Annotated in this window: 18 protein-coding genes; 14 read left to right on the forward strand and 4 right to left on the reverse strand. The window is 64.7% G+C overall.

The window, feature by feature from the left end; all coding sequences use genetic code 11:
- Nucleotides 1-16: 16 nt before the first annotated feature.
- Both PanNE5_RS18085 and PanNE5_RS18090 read right to left on the reverse strand, forming a co-directional pair.
- A complete protein-coding gene (locus PanNE5_RS18085) occupies nucleotides 17-802 on the reverse strand; it encodes an FRG domain-containing protein (protein ID WP_017232190.1) in 786 nt (261 codons plus the stop codon).
- Nucleotides 803-963: 161 nt separating this feature from the next.
- Nucleotides 964-1,881, reverse strand: coding sequence for a helix-turn-helix transcriptional regulator (locus tag PanNE5_RS18090; protein WP_410007540.1), 918 nt, complete (start codon nucleotides 1,879-1,881; stop codon nucleotides 964-966).
- Nucleotides 1,882-2,101: 220 nt separating this feature from the next.
- On the opposite strand from PanNE5_RS18090, the gene PanNE5_RS18095 reads away from it, so the two are divergent.
- From PanNE5_RS18095 to PanNE5_RS18115, 5 genes are all read left to right on the forward strand, one after another.
- Entirely contained in the window at nucleotides 2,102-2,860 is a 759-nt protein-coding gene (locus PanNE5_RS18095; protein WP_261938528.1) for a crotonase/enoyl-CoA hydratase family protein, read from the forward strand.
- Nucleotides 2,861-2,879: 19 nt separating this feature from the next.
- Nucleotides 2,880-3,818 carry a 3-hydroxyacyl-CoA dehydrogenase NAD-binding domain-containing protein gene (locus PanNE5_RS18100; protein WP_039829858.1) on the forward strand — a complete coding sequence of 313 codons (939 nt, stop codon included), beginning with the start codon at nucleotides 2,880-2,882 and terminating at the stop codon, nucleotides 3,816-3,818.
- Nucleotides 3,819-3,917: 99 nt separating this feature from the next.
- Entirely contained in the window at nucleotides 3,918-4,838 is a 921-nt protein-coding gene (locus PanNE5_RS18105; RefSeq protein ID WP_261938529.1) for a 3-keto-5-aminohexanoate cleavage protein, read from the forward strand.
- A gap of 62 nt (nucleotides 4,839-4,900) precedes the next feature.
- Nucleotides 4,901-6,082, forward strand: coding sequence for an ABC transporter substrate-binding protein (locus tag PanNE5_RS18110; protein ID WP_261938530.1), 1,182 nt, complete (start codon nucleotides 4,901-4,903; stop codon nucleotides 6,080-6,082).
- Nucleotides 6,067-7,920 carry a feruloyl-CoA synthase gene (locus PanNE5_RS18115; protein ID WP_261938531.1) on the forward strand — a complete coding sequence of 618 codons (1,854 nt, stop codon included), beginning with the start codon at nucleotides 6,067-6,069 and terminating at the stop codon, nucleotides 7,918-7,920. The genes PanNE5_RS18110 and PanNE5_RS18115 overlap by 16 nt, the downstream gene beginning before the upstream one ends.
- A 12-nt stretch (nucleotides 7,921-7,932) precedes the next feature.
- Here the strand turns inward: PanNE5_RS18115 and PanNE5_RS18120 are convergent, their stop codons facing one another.
- Nucleotides 7,933-8,970: an NAD(P)H-binding protein gene (locus tag PanNE5_RS18120; RefSeq protein WP_261938532.1), complete on the reverse strand. Its 1,038-nt coding sequence runs from the start codon at nucleotides 8,968-8,970 to the stop codon at nucleotides 7,933-7,935.
- A 96-nt stretch (nucleotides 8,971-9,066) separates the two neighbouring features.
- Between PanNE5_RS18120 and PanNE5_RS18125 the strand changes: the two genes are divergently transcribed.
- From PanNE5_RS18125 to PanNE5_RS18165, 9 genes are all read left to right on the forward strand, one after another.
- Complete coding sequence (locus tag PanNE5_RS18125) at nucleotides 9,067-9,957, forward strand: LysR family transcriptional regulator (RefSeq protein WP_261938533.1); 891 nt, start codon at nucleotides 9,067-9,069, stop codon at nucleotides 9,955-9,957.
- Between the two features lie 95 nt (nucleotides 9,958-10,052).
- The gene (locus PanNE5_RS18130; RefSeq protein ID WP_026131644.1) at nucleotides 10,053-10,784 is read left to right on the forward strand and encodes an alpha/beta hydrolase; all 732 of its coding nucleotides are present in this window, start codon (nucleotides 10,053-10,055) and stop codon (nucleotides 10,782-10,784) included.
- A 61-nt stretch (nucleotides 10,785-10,845) separates the two neighbouring features.
- Nucleotides 10,846-12,471, forward strand: coding sequence for an AAA family ATPase (locus PanNE5_RS18135; RefSeq protein ID WP_261938534.1), 1,626 nt, complete (start codon nucleotides 10,846-10,848; stop codon nucleotides 12,469-12,471).
- A gap of 205 nt (nucleotides 12,472-12,676) precedes the next feature.
- Nucleotides 12,677-13,834: a PAS domain-containing protein gene (locus tag PanNE5_RS18140; RefSeq protein WP_261938535.1), complete on the forward strand. Its 1,158-nt coding sequence runs from the start codon at nucleotides 12,677-12,679 to the stop codon at nucleotides 13,832-13,834.
- Nucleotides 13,831-14,478: a response regulator transcription factor gene (locus PanNE5_RS18145; protein ID WP_026131643.1), complete on the forward strand. Its 648-nt coding sequence runs from the start codon at nucleotides 13,831-13,833 to the stop codon at nucleotides 14,476-14,478. The genes PanNE5_RS18140 and PanNE5_RS18145 overlap by 4 nt, the downstream gene beginning before the upstream one ends.
- 256 nt (nucleotides 14,479-14,734) lie before the next feature.
- A complete protein-coding gene (locus tag PanNE5_RS18150) occupies nucleotides 14,735-16,003 on the forward strand; it encodes an amidohydrolase family protein (protein WP_261938536.1) in 1,269 nt (422 codons plus the stop codon).
- A 31-nt stretch (nucleotides 16,004-16,034) separates the two neighbouring features.
- Complete coding sequence (locus PanNE5_RS18155; protein ID WP_017232176.1) at nucleotides 16,035-16,571, forward strand: DUF1097 domain-containing protein; 537 nt, start codon at nucleotides 16,035-16,037, stop codon at nucleotides 16,569-16,571.
- Nucleotides 16,572-16,951: 380 nt separating this feature from the next.
- Nucleotides 16,952-18,502, forward strand: a complete 1,551-nt coding sequence (locus PanNE5_RS18160) for a gamma-glutamyltransferase family protein (RefSeq protein WP_410007595.1) — start codon at nucleotides 16,952-16,954, stop codon at nucleotides 18,500-18,502.
- 59 nt (nucleotides 18,503-18,561) lie between these two features.
- The gene (locus tag PanNE5_RS18165) at nucleotides 18,562-19,449 is read left to right on the forward strand and encodes a LysR substrate-binding domain-containing protein (protein WP_017232175.1); all 888 of its coding nucleotides are present in this window, start codon (nucleotides 18,562-18,564) and stop codon (nucleotides 19,447-19,449) included.
- A gap of 108 nt (nucleotides 19,450-19,557) precedes the next feature.
- Here the strand turns inward: PanNE5_RS18165 and PanNE5_RS18170 are convergent, their stop codons facing one another.
- Entirely contained in the window at nucleotides 19,558-20,397 is an 840-nt protein-coding gene (locus PanNE5_RS18170; protein ID WP_017232174.1) for a bifunctional allantoicase/(S)-ureidoglycine aminohydrolase, read from the reverse strand.
- Nucleotides 20,398-20,516 lie beyond the last annotated feature (119 nt).

A 20,516-nucleotide genomic window follows, 5' to 3' on the forward strand; every position in this document is an offset into this window, starting at 1 on the left:
CCGCACGCCGGGGCATTCATCCCAGCGTCTGCGTTGGCCAGATCATTTCGATTTCGATGGCAATCGAGCGGGCGAGGCCGTCGAGATCCGGAAACAGCGATGCGTTCGTGACGTTCATCCGATAAAGCCATTTCATTGCGTCCGCGCGTAGCGCCAACGGCAGCACGATCTTGCGCAGCAGCGGTTCGTCGCTCTCATAGCCGTCGAGAATGCGGTGCATCGGCCGGTCGATCACGCCGGGTACCACGAATGTGCCGGATTGTGCGATCAGTCGACCGTCCATTTCTTCCGGCTCGCCGAACCAGACCACCTCGTTGTCATTGCCGAGGAAGTACTTCTCCATGTTCCCCTTGACGCGCGGATCGATCGTATCGCGGGTGAGCCACGGTGCATGACGCGGGCGAGCACGGTCGTCGTACAGTGCGGGGGTGTTGAGCGCGAAAATGGCCGAATCGCTCGTGGCGCGCTCCAGTGCAAAGAACGCGGCGACAAAGGGCGATTTCGTGAAGTCGAGCAAACGGGTCGGGGCACCATGGTGCTGCATCAGCCCAAGGCAGCGAAGATCGTCGTGCAGCAAGTCGGGCCAGGGCACATGGTTGTGCGCCTTGCGCCGGAAGATGCGGATGGCGCGTGCCTCACGGCTGCGCCACTGTTCCTTGTCCGCCACATAGGCGTGCAGGTACCGCGAGAGCGAGCTTTGCAGATGCCAGCGTGCGTCCTGCTGCCCGCGAAAGGCCCAGCCTTCGAAGCGGGAGGACAGTTCCATGAAATCCTTCCAGCTTTCGACGACGGTGGTGTCCATAGTGAGCGAAATCCTTGAGTTGGCGTGCGGCGCCGACGTGCCGCTGATCGAGCGCGTCACGACAGCGCGAGCGATGCATGGCGTCGGCCACTATAGTACGGCGTCTGTGACAGCTCAAGCGCGCGACATGCAAATGCGTCTTTCACCCGTTGGGGGACCGCTCACGCGGCGCGGGCAGGCGACAGATCGCGCGTGAGCGCCGAGAGTGCGGCGTCGGGCGTGATGTCCGACGTATCGAGCGTAACGTCGGCTAGCCGGTAGAGCGACTCGCGCGCATCGAGCATGCGATGGATGTGATCGAGCGCCTCGTTGCGAAGCGCCTCGGTGGCAATGCGCGCGTCGTTTTGCTGCATCACGCGCTGGAAGTGAATTTCTGGGCGGGCGCGCAGCCACACCGTGCGAAATGCGCGGAGCACGCGCTCGTAGGTGGGCGCTTCCGAGACAATCCCGCCGCCGGTGGCGAGCACGACATGGTCGTGCTCCGCAATGATCCGCTCGATGCACTGCCGTTCGATGCGCCGCATCGCTGTCTGTCCGTAAAGCGTGATGACTTCACCGATGGCGATGCCCGCCTCGCGCTCGACCTCCTTGTCCAGCTCGATGAAGGGCGCGCCGATGGCCTGTGCCAATGCCGGGCCAAGCGTTGACTTGCCCGCGCCGCGCAAGCCGATGAGGGCAATGCGCTGCCCCGTGCGGCGCGCGTCTGCCGCGCCCGGCACGACAATCTGCCGACGCAGGCGTGCGAGCGTTTCCAGCGGTTGCTGACGGAGATACTCGACGAGGATGAGCAGATCGCCATCGTAAGCGGTGCGCTCGGCCACGAGCGCCTCCACGCGCACGTTCAGCGCATCGGCAAGCTTGTGCAGAACGGCCAGCGAGACGTTGCCGGTGCCGGCTTCCACGCGAGCGAGATAGGGGAGGGACACCCCCGATTGCATGGCGAGCTGCTTGCGCGTCATGCCCCGCTGCGCGCGCAACGTGCGTACCTGCCGAGCCAACGACGCCAAAGGCGACGATGCCCCTGCCTCGGCGTCATCGGCCGGATCTAGGGTGGGGTGGTCGGCGGGCGGTTTCGGCATCGGGCAGACAGGGAATGCAAGGCTTGCGCATAAATATACTATGAGATACCCGCCGTGTGTCCTACGTTATCCGGACTCGTCGCCAGAATGTCCGCATGGCGTGCATTAAATTGCCTGAAAACGTATTTATCCCTGTTAACCCTGAACTGCATTGCACCATCCGCGCAAAGCGGAAAATATCTTATAAGATACTTTTCATCTTTTGGAGCGACTGCAGACAATGACTTATCCCCACTTGCGCGTGCGCGTCGACGACGGCATCGCTTTCGTGACACTGGATCGCGCAGACAAGCGCAATGCGCTCAACGATGCTGCCATCGACTCGCTCGACGCCGCATTTCGCGATTTCAACGACAGCGTACGCGCCGTTGTGCTGAACGGCGCGGGAGAGCACTTCTGCGCCGGGCTGGATCTGTCGGAGAACAGTGCGCGGGACCCCATCGACGTGCTGCGGGTTTCGCAACGCTGGCACAAGGTGTTCCACGAGATCCAATTCAGCGGTCGCCCCGTGGTGGCGGTGCTTCACGGCGCGGTGATCGGCGGGGGGCTGGAACTTGCGCTTGCCGCGCATGTGCGCGTCATCGAGCGAAGCGCATTCTTTCAGTTGCCCGAAGGCAAGCGCGGCCTCTTCGTGGGCGGCGGCGCGTCGGTACGTGTGGCGCGCATTCTCGGGCCGGACCGCATGACGGAAATGATGCTCACGGGCCGCCGTTACGATGCCGTCGACGGTGAACGCCTGGGCCTGGGCCATTATTTGACGGAAGCGGGCGAGGGACTGGCGCTCGCGACGCAACTGGCCCACGAGACGGCGGCCAATAGCCCACTGTCGAACTGGGCGACGATTCACGCGCTCTCGCGCATTCACGATATGTCCATGGCCGACGGGTTGTTTACCGAGTCGGTCACGAGCGCGTTGATGCTCGCGACGCCGGACGCACGCGAACGCATGGAACGCTTTTTGGGCCGGGTGGCACGTTAGTCGTTCCACCCCCCTCCCTATGGAGACGAATGTGAAATACGACAACATCGAACAGATCGCCGTCATCGGCACGGGTGTCATCGGTGCCAGTTGGGCGGCTTACTTCCTGGCGCGCGGTCTGCGCGTGAGTGCCTGGGATCCGGCGCCGGGCGCGCGCGAGCGCTTGCGTGAGGCAATCGATGCGCATTGGCCCACGCTGATCCGGATCGGCCTCACGGCGGGTGCCTCGCGCGACGCGCTGACGTTCCACGACACGCTCGACGCCGCGCTCGCCGGCGCCGACTTCGTGCAGGAGAGCGGTCCCGAGCGCGAGGACCTCAAGCAAGATCTTTTTCGCAAGATGGACGCTGCCTTGCCATCGTCCGTCGTCATCGCATCGAGTTCTTCTGGACTACTGATGAGCCGTGTGCAGTCGGTCTGCACGCATCCTGAGCGCGTGGTGCTGGGGCATCCGTTCAATCCGCCGCATCTGATTCCGCTGGTCGAAGTCATTGGCGGCGAGCGGACGTCGCAGGCGGCCATCGAGACCGCCATGCAGTTCTACCGCGCCATCGGCAAACGTGCGATCCATGTGAAGAAGGAGGTCAAGGGGCACATCGCGAATCGGCTGCAGGCGGCGCTTTGGCGGGAGGCGATACATCTGGTCGACACCGGCGTGGCTTCGGTGGCCGACATCGATGACGCGATCGCCTACGGTCCGGGCTTGCGCTGGGCGGCCTTCGGTCCGTTCGTTAACCTGCAGTTGTCGGGCGGTGCGGGCGGTATCGCCCATATGCTGGAGCATCTCGGCCCGCCGATCGAATCGTGGTGGGCGGATCTCGGCGAGCCAGTGTTGACGGACGACCTCAAGGCGCGCATCGCCGCTGGCGTCGACGCCGAACTGGCCGGCCGCGGCAATGCGCAACTCGAAGCACAGCGCGATGCGGTCATTCTCGGCATTCTCGCGGGCAAGGCTTAGTCGACGCGGGCGCGGGCATCCTCGGACACACCGCCCGCGCCCCAAATTCAACGATCTATCCATTCGACGCCCCGCATTCCGGGACGCAAGGACATTGGCATGAGCAAACCGAAAGTCATCGTGACCATCGCGCCGACGGGCGGCATGGCGTACAAATCGCAGAATCCCCACCTGCCCACGCAGCCCGACGAGATCGCGCGCGACGTCTACGACTGCTACAACGCGGGCGCGAGCGTCGTGGCGATCCATGCGCGCCGTCCCGGCGACGATGGCGCCACGTGCAACCCGGCCATCTACCGCGACATCAACCGCCGCATTCGCGACAAATGCGACATCGTGATCAACAACTCGACGGGCGGCGGCGTGCATGGCGACATGATCGGCCAGGCCGACAATGGCTACTGGGAAATCCTCTGGGAAGAGCGGTTGAAGGGCATGGATGCCGGTGCCGAGATGTGCACGCTCGACGCCACCACGATCATCGCGAGCTTCGGTGGCCGGGAACTGCTCATGCATACGTCGCCGGAGCGCTCGAAACATCTCGCCATCGAGATGAAGAAGCGCGGCATCAAGCCCGAATGGGAGGTTTTCAGCCCGACGCACATCGTGCAGGACCTCGCTACCCTCACTGCTGCGGGCTTCGACGACGAACCGTTCTTTGTCAATCTGGTGCTCGGTGTGCACCGGGGATTTCAGAATGCCATGCCATACACGCCGCGCGTGTTGCAGTCGATGGTTGATCTGCTGCCCAAGGGAAGCATTTTCTGCGTGAGCGGCATTGGTCCCGCGCAACTGCCGTCGGCCATGAACTCGCTGCTGCTGGGCGGGCACGTCCGCGTCGGTCTGGAAGACAACCTGTATTACGAACAGGGGGTGCCGGCAACGAACCAGCAACTGACCGAGCGCGTGGTGCGGCTCGTGCGCGAGATGGGTTACGAGCCGGCGACACCGGCCGAAGCCCGCGACATCATGGGCCTACCTCGCAATCGCGAAGTGCTGCCGGAGTTCGCGGTGCGTTGATTCCGGCGCCGGCGCGGCATGGGGCATGGCCCCAAATACAAAAAGACAAGGAGACATGTCACATGGCGGCAAAGAGGTTCACTCACCGTTTTGCATTCTCGCGCGCCGCGCTTGGCGCAATGGCCTTCTGTGCGGCGGCGCTGTGCGTCGCGCCGCCCGCAGGCGCACAACCGCCCGGCGTCACTATCGGTGTGACGCTTTCGTCCACGGGGCCTGGCGCATCGCTTGGCATTCCGGAGAAGCAGGCCATCGGCATGCTCCCGCCCACGCTCGGAGGCGTGCCCGCGCGTTATATCGTGCTCGACGACGCGACCGACCCGACCACGGCAACCAAGAACGCGCGCCGCATGGCGACGGAGGACAAGGTCGACGCCATCATCGGCTCATCGACGACGCCGGCATGTCTGGCGGTGGCGGCGGTCGCGGCCGATACGCGCACACCGCAGTTGGGGCTCTGCCCGTTCGTGCCGAGTGCGACGCAGATGCGCTACGTCTTCTCGCTGCCGCAGTCGGTCGCCGTCATGGCGGATGCGGTGCTCGACGACATGAAAGCGCATCACGTGAAGACGCTCGGCTTCATCGGCTTTTCCGATTCTTACGGAGAGGCGTGGCTCAAGGACATTCAGGCACGCGCGGTTGCACGGCAGATTCAGGTCGCGCCGGTCGAGCGCTACGCTCGCAACGACCAGTCGGTGACCGCACAGGCCCTCAAGGTGATGTCGGCCAACGTCGACGCCGTGCTCGTCGCGGCCAGCGGCACGCCGGGGGCCTTGCCGATGAACACGTTGCGCGAGCGCGGCTACAAGGGGCGTATCTACCAGACGCACGGCGTCGCCAACAACGACTTTCTGCGTGTCGGGGGCAAGTCTGCCGAGGGCGTGATTCTGCCGGTAGGCAACATTCTCGTGGCCGAGCAACTGCGCGCGGACCACCCCGGGCGTGCCGTGGCCGTGGACTTCGTCAAGCGTTACGAGGCGCAATACGGGGCGGGTTCGCGCAATCTGTTTGCCGGCTATGCCTACGATGCTTATCTGGTGCTCGACCGAGCGGTGGCCGTGGCGGCCAAGCAGGCGCAACCTGGCACGCAGGCGTTTCGCGACGCCTTGGTCGCGGCCATTGAGCAGACCCGGGGTTTGGCGGCAACCCACGGGATGATCAACGTCAATGCACAGGACCATTCGGCGTATGGCGAAGATGGTCGCGTGCTCGTTACGGTGAAAGGCGGCAAGTGGACGATCAATTGAGCGCCGCCGCGGCCGGTGCGCGCCGATTGGCCCGGCCCGATATCGAGCGTGAGACGCGTGCCGACGGCAGCTTCGTGATTCGTTCACGGACGCCGCTGGGCGAATTCGCGCGCAGCCCGGCCGACTGGCTCGTGCAATGGGCGGCACGCACCCCCGGTGCGGTGTTCCTCGCGCAGCGGCATGCGCCCGAGGCGGGCGATCGCTGGCGTCAGGTGACGTATCGCGACGCACTGACCATGGCGCGCGGCGTCGGGCAGGCGTTGCTCGACCTCGACGTGCCGCGAGATCGACCGGTTGTGATCCTGTCCGACAATAGCGTCAACCACGCACTGCTGGTACTCGGCGCGATGATGGTGGGGCGTCAGACGGCCATCGTGTCGTCGGCCTATTCGCGCGTGGCGAAGGACATGGGCAAGCTGCATGGCATCCTGGCGCGTCTCGACCCGGCGCTCGTCTACGTGGAAGATGGCGACGCCTATGCGCGCGCGCTGGCGGGGGCGCCTATCCGATGCCCGATCGTCGCGACCGACTGCCAGCGGGCAGACTGGCTGTCGTTCAAGACGCTCGCCGCCACGGCGGCATCGCCCGCTGTGGAGGCGGCGTTTGCCAAGGTGCTTCCGGAAGACACCGCCAAATTGCTGCTGACCTCCGGCTCCACGGGAAAGCCGAAGATCGTCGTCAACACGCATCGGATGCTCGCCGCGAATCAGCAGATGATCGCGCAATGCTGGCATTTCATCGACGAGGCGGCACCGGTGGTGGTCGATTGGCTGCCTTGGAGTCATACGTTCGGTGCGAATCACAACTTCCATATGGTGCTGCGCAATGGTGGTGCGTTCTATGTCGATGACGGCCGCCCCGTGCCGGAGTTGATCGGGCGCTCCGTCGAGAATCTTCGCGATGTGTCGCCCACGCTGCACTTCAATGTGCCCAAGGGATTCGAGGCGCTCGCGCCGTTTCTGGAAGCGGACGACGCGTTCGCCGCGCGCTTCTTCGGTCGTCTTCAAGCGCTGTTTTACGCGGCGGCGAGCCTGCCTCCGGCGGTATGGCAGCGGTTCGAACGACTGGCGTCGAAGCATTGCGACACATTGCCATTCTTCACGTCGGCGTGGGGGGCGACGGAGACGTCGCCATTGATCACCAGCGTGCATTTTCCGATTCCGGGCGCAGGCAATATTGGCGTACCGGTGCCGGGCAATGAACTCAAGTTCGTGCCCAGTGGAGACAAGCTGGAGATGCGCGTGCGCGGGCCGTCGGTGTTCGAACGCTATGCGGGCGATCCGGAGGCAACGGCCGCCGCGTTCGATGAGGAGGGGTTCTACCGGACCGGAGACGCGGGCCGCCTGTGCGATCCGGACGATCCCGGGGCGGGCGTGATATTCGACGGTCGCGTCTCTGAAGATTTCAAGCTGACGAGCGGGACATGGGTGTCGGTCGGTGCGTTGCGTTTGCGTGCCGTGAGTGCGCTGGCACCGTACGCGTCGGATGTGGTGATCGCGGGGCACGACCGTGATGAGATCGGATTGCTGATCTTCCCGAGCCCCGCAATGCGCGCCAAGCTGTCATCGGACGACGCGCTGCACGAGGGCAAGGCAATGGCGCTGCACGACGATGTCCGGGCGTGGGTGGCAGGTGCGCTCGCACAACTGGCACAGGACGCGGGCAGTTCGCAGCGTGCCGCCCGCGCGGTGATCCTGGCGGCGCCGCCGTCGCTCGAGCAAGGCGAGATCACCGACAAGGGCTACGTCAATCAGCGCGCCGTGCTGACCTTGCGCGCCGACGACGTGGCTCGCCTTTACTCGGACTGCCCGTCGGTCATTCGGTTGCCGGTGGCGTGACATTGACGCGCGCTACCGCGCCCCGGGGGTCGGATGTGCCGCCGGCGTGCTGTCTGAAGGCCCGCCACCTGGCAAGCATCCGAGCCCTTCGAGCGTGGCGCTCAGCGCGACGTCCAGCGGCGTATGAGGCTCATGCCCGAGCGTCGCCACGAGTCGCGTGTTATCCATGCGCACGGGCTGCAGCCACAGATAGCGCATTTCACGCAGCTCGCGAAGCGTCGTGACGAAGGGCGATGCCGCCCAAACGAGCCACCACGGGAATCGACGGAGTTTGACGTCGACACCGTGTCGCGCCATGACACGAGTGATCGCGGCCGCCATCTGAGTGCCGTCGGCATCCCAATGCCCGGCCATGTGGAAGGTGGCGAAGGCGTCGAGCGCATGACGACGCTCGATGAGCATGACCATCGCGCGGCCGACGTCGGGCAAATAGGACCATTGATGACCCACGCCGGGTGCGTTGGGCACCTGGACGACGCGCGCGATCCGACCCGGCTTCACCAATCCTTGTCCAAACCAGCTATTGCGTGATTGCGCACCAAAAAAATCGCCGGCGCGAACGATAATCGTCTGCACGCCGTGCCGGCTCGCGTCGCGCAGACGGGCTTCCATCGTCGCGCGGATGCGGCCCTTGCGTGTGCGCGGCCGCTGCGCGGCGTCATCGCGCAGGACCGGGAATGTCTCGGGGCCGTAGTTGTAGACCGTGCCCGGCAGAACGATCGTGGCGCCATGCATCGTGGCGGCCGCGAGCGTGTTCTCGAGCATCGGCAACACTTGCGTGTCCCAGTGGCGATAGCCGGGCGGGTTCACGGCATGCACGATCACCTCGCAGTCGCGTGCCGCCGCGAGGACGTCGCCGGTCTTCATGGCGTCGCCGTCGAACCACTCGATGCCGGCGGGCGATGCAGCGGCACGCGGCGCACCGCCGCGACGCAACGCGCGCACATGCCAGCCGGCGGCGAGCAACTGACGCGCGACTTCGCCGCCGATGCCACCGGTCGCCCCGAGAACCAGCGCGCGAGAGATTTTGTGTTGGGACCCGTAGTGCATGATGCCGCTCCTTGAATGTTGTCGGTGACGCCATTCTCCGCGCGAGGCAATTCAATTAAAATTGCCTAAAACCATCTATCGGCTATACATTTTTGTATGGTGACACCACTGAACTGGGATCTCTGCCGGACGTTTCTCGCTGTGCTGACCGAGGGCTCGCTCTCCGGCGCGGCGCGTGCGTTGGGCATTACGCAGCCGACGGTCGGCCGTCATATCGCCTCACTGGAGGCGGTGCTGGGGCAAACGCTCTTCACGCGTTCGCAGACCGGCTTGCTGCCCACCGATGCGGCGGCATCGTTACGACCCCATGCGCAGGCGATGCAACACACCGCGCAGGCATTCGAGCGGGCGGCGGCAAGCCAAGGGGAGGGGGCGAACGGCGTCGTGCGCCTCTCGGCGAGCGAGGTCGTTGGCGTGGAGGTGCTGCCACCGATCCTGAGCGCGCTGCGACGCGCCCACCCGCACCTCGTCATCGAACTGGTACCCACGAACCGCATTCAGGATCTGCTGCATCGCGAGGTGGATATTGCCGTGCGAATGGCGCCGCCACAGCAGGACGCGCTGATGGCGCGTCGCGTCGGAAACATCGACGTCGGCCTGCATGCGCGCGACGATTACCTGGCGCACTACGGCGTGCCGACATCGCTGGCCGATCTCGCGCATCACACGATGATCGGCTTCGATCAGATGACGCCGTTCATCCGCGAGGCCACACGGGGCATGCCCGTCTGGTCACGCGATAGTTTTGCGTTTCGCGCCGACAGCGATCTGGCGCAACTGGCCATGATCCGGGCAGGCTACGGCATCGGTGCGTGTCAGGTGCCGCTGGCGCAACAAGATGTCCGGCTCGTGCGCGTGCTGCCCGATGCCTTTCGCTTCTCACTGCAAACGTGGGTCACGATGCACGAAGACTTGCGTCAGAGTCCGCGCTGCAAAGTCACCTTCGACGCGCTCGTGGCAGGATTGACCGCCTATATGGCCGAATAAGGCGGCTGTCCAAAGGCATATCGGACATCGGCGGAGATCTTTATTGATATACAATATATCAATAACATCAACGATCACGAGACAATCTCCTCGCTATGTTCGACCCTTCGTTGTTTGGACGAATGTCACCGGACGTGCTGACGTCCGCCTCTCCCGACGTTGGCGCAGCGGTGCCTGCGCCGACGTCATCCGGCGCGGCCTTGCTGTCCCCCTGGCCTTCCGGCCGTCACTCGCTTGGGTTGAGTGAGCAGCGTGACACTGTGCTTTACGTGCCGCCCGATCTCCCCACCGACACCGCCGTTCCTCTGTTTGTCATGTTTCATGGCGCGGGCGGCTTTCCGGAAAAAGTGTTGCCGTTCATTGAGCCGCATGCGCAGCGTCACAAGTTTCTCGTGCTCGCACCGCATTCGACCTTTCCGACGTGGGACATCGTGATCGGCGGCAACGGCCCCGATCTGGAGCGTCTTCAATCGGCGCTGCGCGAGGTCGCCAGCCGGTATCGCATCGACACAGGGCGTGTGGCGTTCGCGGGCTTTTCCGACGGGGCGAGTTACGCCTTGTCCATCGGGGTGACGAACGGCGACATTGCGACCCATGTGATCGCGTTCTCGGGCGGCTTCATGTCCATCTTCGTTCAGGAAGGGCAGCCCCGCGTCTTCATCGCGCACGGACGCGCCGATGAACAACTGCCCATCGAGACAAGCGGCCGTCAAAACGCCAGCAAGCTCGCGGCGGCGGGCTACGACGTGCAATTCGTCGAGTTCGACGGAAGGCACATCATCGAGCCGGACGTCGTGGCGCGTGCCGTCGACTTCTTTCTCGCCTGACACGCGCCTTGCCACGGGGCAACGTACGCACGGGCCATACGCCTTACGGGGAGTGCCGTTCATGGATTTCGAAATTCCCGAGTCACTGATTCATCCGCTGCTGCAACTGATCGGCACCGATTCAACGCTGGGCAAACAGTTGACGGCTTACGGCGTGTGTCGCGGCAACCTGCGAGTGTCGAGCCACTGGTTCGACGCCAAGTCGCTCAATACGCTCTACGTGCTGTGCAAGACGCAGAACGAACGGGCGCTGATGTTCCAGATGCTCGCGCTCGACAACGTCTTCAATGCCCCGCAGGCGCGGGTGATCCCAAGTCTGGACAAGCTGGTGCCGGGCCTCGTCGCCTATCTGGCGCGCGACGTCATCGATGGCTGGCTGTACCAACGTCACCGTGACGGTGCGTTGCTGCCGTGGCTCGTGCGCCGCTTGCGCCATGTGGAGCCGGAGCAAGGATCGCCTTATGTCGTCATGGACATGCTGGCGAACACGATGCAGTCGGCCAATTCCAATCTGACGGAGCATCGCCTGCGCCGCTCGGGCATGACCACGTCGCTCGTGTTCACGCGCGACGACATCGCCAATCGCACCATTCCCGAGCTGCTCGCCGAGTTCGGTTTCTACAAGGAGTGCGCCGAATTCAAGCGCGAATACGAACAGCATGCGCAGCGGTTTCTGCGCGTGCAGCGTGCCTTCGGCGCGCAGTTCGTACTGCGCCGCGCGGCGTTCTCCGTCGATGCAAAAGGCGCGACCGAGTTGATTCGCGTGGTGGACGGCGCGGCAGCGAAGTGCGTGAACGACGAAGAGCGCCTGGAGCGCAATTTCGAGATGGCGTGCGATGCGGACTTCTGGCGCAACGCCGAGGTCGCGCAGGGGTTCGAGACCATTCCGCTGCATTGCTATGTGCACGTGTTCCACCTGGACTGGCACCGCAACCTCTGGGTGCACGTGCAGAACATGACCGAGTATGCGTATCAGCCGGGGCTGCGGGACAAGCTCGTGCTGCCGGCGCATCATCACGACCTGATCGACATCCTGACATCGAACATGGAGGTGATGATGCCGGACTTCGTGCCCGGCAAATCGGGCGGTGCGACCATCCTTTGCCAGGGCGCCCCGGGACTCGGCAAGACGCTCACGGCGGAGATCTATTCCGAAGTCGTCGGCAAGCCGCTCTACCGAGTGCATTCGGGGCAATTGGGGACGACCGCGGCGTCGGTCGGGGCCACGCTCATGAGCATTCTGCGTCGGGCCATGCGCTGGAATGCCATCCTGCTGCTCGATGAGGCAGACGTGTACATCCGCCGGCGCGACAACGATCTGGAGCACAACGCCATCGTCGCGGAATTTCTGCGCTCGCTGGAATACTTCCATGGCCTGTTGTTCATGACGACCAACCGGAGCGGCGACGTCGACGACGCCATTTTGTCGCGCTGTATCGCCACGATCCATTACGAGACGCCATCGCCGTCGCATGCGCGTCGGCTCTGGCGGATGCAGGCCGATCAGGTCGGTGCGCCGCTCGACGACGCGCTGATCGAGTCGCTCGCGAGCCGTTACCCGAACGCGAGCGGACGCGACATCAAGGAACTGATGAAGCTGGCGAGCCGCTATTGCAAGGTCAAGGGCACGCCATTCACGGAAGATGTATTCCGGCTGTGCGGGCTGTTCCGGGGGTATGAAGGCTGAGGTGTCGGGCGTGCGTCAGCCCCGCAGCATGGCGATATGCGGGAAAACTAGAGGCGCGCCCAGGCGCCGGTCTGGCTATATTGGGGGCGGACCGGCACCGACGTCACGGTGTGCTGTCGATGGGGCGAGCGCCCCGTTCGCGAGCGCGTGAGGGCGTAACGTCGCCGCGCCGCTGCGGCAGTCCGTTGCCGGCCAAGGAGACGAAGTGGAGACGCATGGAGAGCTGCACCGGGCGATTCTGAACAACATTCCGGACCAGGCCTGGCTCAAGGACACCGAGTCGCGCTACATCCTCGTCAACGACGCTTTCCTGGTGGCTTGCGGCCGCACGGAAGCCGAGATCATCGGCAACACGCCCGACAAGGTCTGGTCTTCGGAATGGGGGAAGGTCTACCTCGCCACCGACAAAGCGGTCGTGGCCAGCGGCGAACGCCGGCGCTACGAAGAGAGCCGGCCGGGGGCCGACGGCGCGCCGCGCTGGTTCGACACCGTCAAGATGCCGGTTCGCGACGCGGCTGGCCGTATCGTGGGCACCGTTGGGATTTCTCGCGACATCACCGACCGCAAGCGCTCCGAAACGGCATTGCTCGACTCGCGCGCGCAACTGCGTCAGCTCTCCGCCTATCTGCAAACGGTGCGAGAAGCGGAACGCACGCGACTCTCGCGCGAACTTCACGACGAACTCGGGCAGTGGCTGGGCGGCCTTCGGCTGGGCCTGAGCTACCTGGACACGCAACCCGTTGCGTCGCCGGCCGATCGGTCCGCCCATATCCAGATGCTCAAGGACCTGGTCGACGAGACCATCGACGCGGTGCATCGCATCGCGGCCGATCTTCGGCCCGCCGTGCTCGACGAGCTGGGCCTGCACGCCGCGCTGGAGTGGCTGACCGAATCGTTCGCGCAGCGGCATGGGTTGCCGTGCGAGCTGGACATGCCGGAAGCGGTGACTACGCGTCTCGACAGCGAATGCAGCACGGCGATCTTCCGTATCGTGCAGGAGTCGCTCACGAATGCCAGCCGACATGGGCAGCCGTCGCAGGTGCGTGTGGCGCTCGAGCTGCGCGACGGCGATTGTTACGTGAGCATCGCGGACGATGGCCGGGGCATGGACACTGCACGGGCCGGGGACGGTCAGCGCCTCGGTCTGATGGGCATGCGCGAACGCGCGCTGATGCTGGGCGGCGCGTTCGAGATCGAAAGCGCCCCGGGACACGGAACGCGCGTGCGGGTGAGAATTCCTGCGCGCGCACCTGCGGCAGGGTTGACCGACGATGATGCCGCCAACGCGATGAACGCGACGAGCCTGGCGACTCCATCGAACCTCACGGACCTAATGAACCTGACGAACGAGAGGGAGTGGTGATGCGTGTCATGATTGCCGACGACCACGCGATCATTCGCGATGGGCTGAAAAAGATCATCTCGATGGCACCCGACATGTGCGTGGTGTCGGAAGCCGTGGACGGCGCGGATGTCCTCAACCGGCTTCGCCTGATCGCCGTGGACGTGCTGCTGCTCGATATGTCGATGCCCGGCAAGAGCGGCATTGCCCTCATCGCGCAGATCAAGGCAACGTATCCGGCGCTCCCCATACTCGTGCTCAGCATGTACCGCGAATCGCAATACGCGGTGCAGGCCATCCGCGCCGGGGCCGCCGGCTATCTCACCAAGAACGCCGAGTCGGAACAGTTGATGAGCGCCATCCGGCGCGTGGCACGCGGCGGCACGGTCGTCTCGCCCCTGGTCGCGGACAAGCTCGTGCGCCAGTTGCAGCAACCGGCCGAGGCGTTGCCGCACAGTGGGCTGACGGCCCGCGAATTCCAGATCTTCCAGATGCTGGTCGAGGGCCATGGCATCAACGAGATCGCACGCTGCCTGTCGCTCTCGGCCAAGACCGTGAGTACGCACAAGGCCAATATCCTCACCAAGATGGACATTCCGTCGACGGCGGGCCTCGTGCTCTACGCCATCGAACACGGCTTGATCGTCGCCGGCACCGACGCCTGATCCCACACGCGCCCCACGCCCCCAACGCGCAAGACATTCCCGACGCGATCATCGGCCACTCGCGTCCCCCCTCGGTTTCGCTTGCTGCACTGCGTCTAGGGAAATTCTTAGACGAAAACCAGCAAATCCCGATGCCCCGCCCGCGGGCACTCCCCTAATCTTGCTTCAAGCCCCGAAGGCGGGGCACCGACTTACTGCCACCCGGCCGGCGCTTGCCAGCATTTCATTCAACCCTGAGACGTAAGGAGACCGCACCATGCATGTGGACCTGCTGATCAAACACGTGTGCGTGCGCGACGATGCGCCGCTCGTGGACATCGCCATCAAAGACGGACGCATCGCTGCGATGGAGCCCGGCATCGACGCCAGCGCGACCGAGGAGATCGACGCGCAAGGCCGCGCGGCGATTCCCGGGCTTATCGAGGCGCACCTGCATCTGGACAAGGCACTGCTGCATCGCCGTCTGCCCGCACGCTTCGGCACGCTCGACGAGGCCATCCGCGTGACCGGCATTCTCAAGAGCCGGCAGGAGCGCGAGGACGTGCTCGATCGCTCGCGTCAGGTCCTCGACATGGCGATCAAGAACGGCACCGTCGCGGTTCGCGCCCATCCGGACGTTGACCTGATTCAGGGGCTGATCGGGGTCGAGACGCTGCTCACGCTCAAGGATGAGTACCAAAGCTTGCTCGATCTGCAGATCGTTGCGTTCCCGCAGGAGGGCATTCTCAAGTCGGCGGGCACCTACGAGCTGATGATCGACGCGCTGCGCATGGGGGCGGATGTGGTCGGCGGATGCCCTTACAACGAGCTGAACTGGGAAGACACCAAGCGCCATATCGACATCGTGTTCGAGCTGGCGCAGCGCTTCGATGCGCCCATCGACATGCATGCGGACTTTGCCGACGACACCAGCGATCAGCGTTTCGCGGCCATCTCGTACATTGCGCAGCGCACGATCGATACCGGCTATCAGGGCCGGGTCTCGCTGGGGCACGTGACCAGCCTGGGTGCGCTCGACAACGACGAACTCGCGCCCGTGATCGAGCAGATCCGTCTTGCCGGCATCAGCATCGTCACGCTGCCCGCGACCGATCTTTATCTGGGTGGGCGCAAGGACGTGCAGAACCCTCGGCGGGGTCTCACGCCCGTCAAGGCGTTGCATGCCGCAGGCGTCAACGTGGCGTATTCGTCCAACAACGTGCGCAACGCCTTCACGCCGTTCGGCAAGGCCGACATGTTGCAGATCGGCAATCTGCTCGCGCACGTGGCGCAATTCGGCGTGCCGGAGCACCAGCAGGCGATTCTGGACATGGGCACGCATAACGCCGCGCGTGCCATCGGACTCTCGCACGACTATGGCATCGCCGTGGGCAAACAAGCCGATCTCATCATTCTCGACACGTTCAAGGTGGCCGATGTGCTGCTCGACATCCCGCCACGCCTGTGGGTGATCAAACGCGGCCGAATCACGGTCGTGACGCAGCATCACTGCGAGATTCACCGGCATTCCTGTTGTTGCGCGTAATGCAGTTCTCATCACACTCAAGGAGACACTCATGAAGAAGCTGCCTGCGGAAGTCGTTGCCTCGTTACTGGCCGTCACCACCATCCCGATCGCGATGCTGCCGCTGCATTTGCCGCCCTGGGCGATCTTTATCAGTTGGGCCGCCACCTTTGCCATGGGGGGACCCACGTTGGTGAACCTAAAACGGATCTGGGCGACGCTGCCGGTGGGCGCGTGCTTCGCATGCCTCATCGTGCTGGGGTTCAAGCAAGCGGGTGCCCAGTTCAGCGGTAACACTCTTGTCGCCGCGGAGATGGTGATTCTTTTCGCGGGCAACGGCTCGATGATGGCGCTGGCCCGCGTGTTCCCGGCACTGAATTTCATTCCGGGCATGTTCTTCGGGTTCGCGACGTACTTCGCCACGCTGTTCGGCGGCTTCGGCCCGGTGGCACAGGACCCGTTGGCGGCACTCGGGGCGGCCGTCGCCATGAACGCCCTCGGCCCGGTCTACGCCTGGGTGAAGGAGCGCTTCTCGGCCCCGGAAGTGACGCATCAACGCCACTGGAAGGGCTGGAAGGCGGAAGTCTGACGCAAGCCTGCCGTTTCGCGCATCCAGCCGGGGCGGCGGCACGGTGCGAGCCGGTTCCGGCTCGACGCACGGATGGGATCGGGGCGAAGCGTCTGCCGGTGTCGGGCGCGCTTCGCCTTCCAATGACATTGTTTGGGGAGACGGACGGCATGACGTTCGCACAAGACATGGCCGATGGGCTGACCACGACACCTCCGGTCGCGACTGGCGACACCGCCGGCAGCACGACGCGGCGAAACTTCCTGCGAGGCACAGCTGCATTGGCCGGTAGCGCGGTGCTGCCCGCGGCGGCGGCCGACGCGGCCCAAGCCGCCCACAGCGACGCACGAGCCGACGCACGAGCCGACGCCGGCCCGCGCCTTGCGCAATCGACGCGGGGCATGGTCACCAGTCCGCACGCGCTGGCCAGCGAGGCGGGACTCGAAGTGCTTCGCGCGGGCGGCAACGCCATTGAGGCCGCGATTGCCATCGGCGCGGTGCTGAGCGTGACGTATCCTCACTTCACCGGTCTGGGCGGCGACGCCTTCATGGTGATCAGCGACCGCGAAGGCAACGTGCGTACGCTCTCGGGCATCGGACAAGCCGCCGCACAGGTGCCGGCCTACCGCGGCGCCATCCCCGTGCGCGGTCCGGGGGCGGCGCTGACCACGGCCGCGACCGTGGCGATCTGGGACAAGGCATTCGACCTCAGTCGCCAGCAATGGGGGGGACAACAGGCGTGGTCGTCGCTGTTCTCACGCGCCACGGAATATGCGGCAAACGGCTTCCCGGTCACCCCGTCGCAACACTTCTGGCAAACATTGCGCGCGGCCGAATTGCAGGGTTGGGAAGGCTTCGCCTCGGTCTTCATGCCGAACGGCCGCATTCCGCAGGCGGGCGAGCGCTTTCATCAGCCGGCACTGGCGCGCAGTCTCGATCGCATTGCCACCCATGGCGGGCGCGAGTTCTACGAAGGCGATCTGGCCGGCCGCATCGCGGCAGGCCTCAAGCAGGCCGGCTCGCCGCTGCGCGCCGGCGACCTGTCACGGGCGCAGGCGCGCGAGGAAGTGCCGCTGCGCGTGGCCTATCGCGACGGCGAGCTGCTCGGGCTGCGTCCGCCGACGCAGGGCGTGACAACGCTAGAGATCATGGGCATTCTCGATCGCTTCGATCTGAAGTCGATGCCGGAGGGCAGCGCCGACTACTACCACGTGCTGGTCGAGGCGGTGAAGCTCGCATTCATCGACCGCAATCGCTATGTAGCCGACCCCGATTTCGTCGATGTGCCGGTCGATCGCTTGCTGGCGAGCGCCCACCTTGACGCGCATGCCCGCAGCATTCGCATGGATCGCGCCATGCCGTGGCCGCATGTGTTCAAGACTGGCGACACGGTGTACATCGGTGCAGCGGACAGTCAGGGCAACTGCGTGAGCATGCTGCAGACCGTCTACTTCGATTGGGGCAGCGGTGTGGTGCTGGGCGACACGGGCGTGCTGTGGCACAACCGGGGCGCGTCGTTCAGTCTCGACGCAAGGAGTCCGAACGTGCTGCACGGTGGCAAGCGCCCGTTCCATACGCTCAATCCAGGCATGTATCTGAAGCAGGGACGCCCGCAACTGCTTTACGGTACGCAGGGCGCCGACGGGCAACCGCAGACGCTGGCCGCGGTGCTCACCCGCCTGATCGATTACGAGATGGATCCGCTCACCGCGCTGGGACGGCCGCGCTTCCTGCTCGGCAAGACCTTCTCCGACAGCCGCGATGCCCTTAAGCTCGAACAGGATGCCGGTGCCGAAGTGTTCGCGGCGCTGGCCGCGCGTGGGCACGAGATGAGCGAGCTGCCGCCGCAGAGTCAGTTGGCGGGCCATCCCGGTGCGATTCGCATCGGTGCGCACGGGCAGATGAGCGGTGCCCACGATCCTCGCAGCGATGGTCGGGCCCTGGGGCTTTGACGCTCGGTTGTCGCGCGTGATACAAGTGCTGCCATCCATCGACAACGTAAATACTTCACATGGCTGGCAGTGCAAAATCGAATCGCCCGCTGTTCGATCTGGATCTGCTGCGCTCGATCATCACGGTGGCGGATTGCGGCAGCTTCACGGCGGCGGCCGCGCGTCTGCATTCGACGCAATCCACCGTGAGCCAAAAGGTGCGGCGTCTCGAAGACCTGGTCGGGCACAAGTTGCTCGAACGCGGCAATCGCGACGTCCATGCCACCGACGCGGGCGAGCGATTGCTCGGCCATGCGCGTCAGATGCTCGCGCTCAACGACCAGATGTTCGAGGCGCTCTCCGGAGCCGTGATAGTGACGGTGCGGCTGGGCGTGCCGGAGGATTTCGCGACCGGCGCCACGACGCAGGTGCTCGCGCGTTTCAATCGGCAGTATCCGCAGGTCAAGCTCGAAGTCACGAGCGGCCTGAGCCGCGATTTGTTCGCGAGCTACGATCGCGGCGAACTCGATCTCGTGCTGGTCAAGCAGCGTCGCGGCAGTCGCGAATCGGTGGCGAGCCGCCCCGAGAAGCTGGCGTGGATCGACAGCGCAACGCATCCGTCGTTCGGATGCGATCCGGTGCCGCTCGTGACGTTTCCCGCGCGCGGGTTGTATCGCGACGATATGATTCATGCACTTGAGACGATGGGACGCGACTGGCGCATCAGCTTCACCAGTTCCAGCCTGAGCGGCATTCAGGGCGCGGTGGCCGACGGGATGGGAATCAGTCTGGTGCCGCCGCGCGCCGTACTGCCGCGGCATGCGGTGCTTGGCCGGGCGCAGGGGCTACCGGTCATCGACGCCTTCGAGCTGGCGATCTTTCACCGACCGACGGCGGATGCCATGGTGATGGCGCTCGCCAAAGTGCTCGTCGGGATGCTCGCGACGAAACCGCGCGCGCCGAAGTGAGCGACGCGCGCGGCGGGATGCGTGCGGGGATGGGCGCCAAGGGGCGCATAGCGCAGACGCTGATTTCAGCGCCTGCTACGGCACCGGTTTCAGCGCTTGTTTCGGCACTTACTTCGGCTGGGCACCCAGCGTCAGGTTCATGTGACGGTTGACGTCCTTGTACAGCAAGTAGCGGAACGGGCCGGGGCCACCGGCGTAGCACGCCTGCGGGCAGAAGGCGCGCAGCCACATGAAGTCACCGGCTTCGACTTCCACCCAATCCTGATTCAGGCGATAGACGGCCTTGCCTTCGAGCACATACAAGCCGTGCTCCATGACGTGAGTTTCCGCGAACGGGATTACGCCACCGGGCTGGAACGTCACGATGTTCACATGCATGTCGTGGCGCATGTCCTGGATGTCGACGAAGCGCGTCGTCACCCAGCGGCCGTCGGTGCCGGGCATCGGAATCGGCTCGACGTCCTGCTCGTGCTTCACGAACGGCTCAGGGGCCGGCAAACCCGGCACGGCTTGATAGTGCTTGCGAATCCAATGGAAGCGGGCGGTGCCCTGGCTGTGGTTGCGCACTTGCCAGTCGGTCGCGGGCGGCAGGAACGCATAGCCGCCCGGGGTGAGGCGGTTCGCCTTGCCCTGGATCGTCACCGTGATCTCCCCTTCGACGACGAACAGCACGCCCTCGGCGTTTTCATCCTGCTCGGGTTGGTCGCTGCCGCCCCCCGCTCCGACTTCCATGATGTATTGCGCGAAGGTCTCGGCGAAGCCCGAGAGCGGACGGGCGAGCACCCACAGGCGCGTGTTGTCCCAGAACGGCAGATGGCTCGTGACGATGTCGCGCATCACGCCCTTGGGAATGACGGCGTACGCTTCGGTGAACATGGCGCGGTCGGTCAGCAGTTCCGATTGGCTCGGATGCCCACCCTGCGGCGCGTAATACGTAGTCTTCGACATGATTGATGGCTCCTGTGTCGTTCTGATCGCGGAGTTTCGTGGGGGCGAAACCATCGGGAAAGATGCACAAGATAGCGAACCCGCCATCCATCGACAAATTAAATATCAAAATGGGTGAC

Origin of the sequence: Pandoraea sp. NE5, from assembly GCF_024363545.1 — a bacterium.
In the GTDB taxonomy this organism is placed as follows: Bacteria; Pseudomonadota; Gammaproteobacteria; order Burkholderiales; family Burkholderiaceae; genus Pandoraea; species Pandoraea cepalis.